The organism is Rhodococcus sp. EPR-134, from assembly GCF_001647205.1.
GTDB classification, from domain to species: domain Bacteria; phylum Actinomycetota; class Actinomycetes; order Mycobacteriales; family Mycobacteriaceae; genus Rhodococcus_F; species Rhodococcus_F qingshengii.
This window is the reverse complement of record NZ_LVCT01000156.1, coordinates 1-532: the sequence shown is the minus strand read 5'-3', so window position 1 is coordinate 532 and position 532 is coordinate 1. Positions and strand designations below refer to the sequence as shown.

The 532-nt window shown below is 62.4% G+C and carries 1 protein-coding gene; it reads right to left on the bottom strand.

Annotation, left to right across the window (positions count from 1 at the left end):
• Nucleotides 1-532: enolase C-terminal domain-like protein (locus A2J01_RS06895; RefSeq protein WP_331715304.1), on the bottom strand; the 532-nt coding region annotated here is incomplete at both ends.

Sequence of the window (532 nt, the reverse complement as noted above, 5' to 3'; positions counted from 1 at the left end):
GTCGTGTGGGGTCTGCACACTCTCGTCGGCCATGATCGGAATCGGTAGAAGCCTACTGAGTTCGGCGAGGACCTCGATTTGGTCTGCCGGAGTGGGTTGTTCGATCAGTTCGACTCCACCCTCGGCGAGTTGCGGCAAGTACCGCAGGGCAGTGAAGCGATCCCACCGTGCGTTGACGTCGACACGGACTCCGGCGTGGCCGTCCAGCGCCTGCGCGATGTTGACGATGCGCGCAACGTCGACTGCTGGATCGAGTGCTCCCATCTTGAGTTTGAAGCTGAAATTGAGCCGGGATTCGAGCTTTTCGTGAGCTTCCTCGATGATCTCGTCCGCCGGCGCAGCACCCAGTGCCCACGTGACGTCGACACTCTCGCGGAAAGCCCCGCCGAGGAGCGTGTGCACGGGGACTCCCAGGCTACGCGCCCAGGCGTCGTGCAACGCCACGTCGACTGCGGCCTTCGCGAATCGTGCATTGGCAACAACTTTTTCGATGTCGGCCATGATCGCGGTGATGTGATCCACGCGCCTGCCG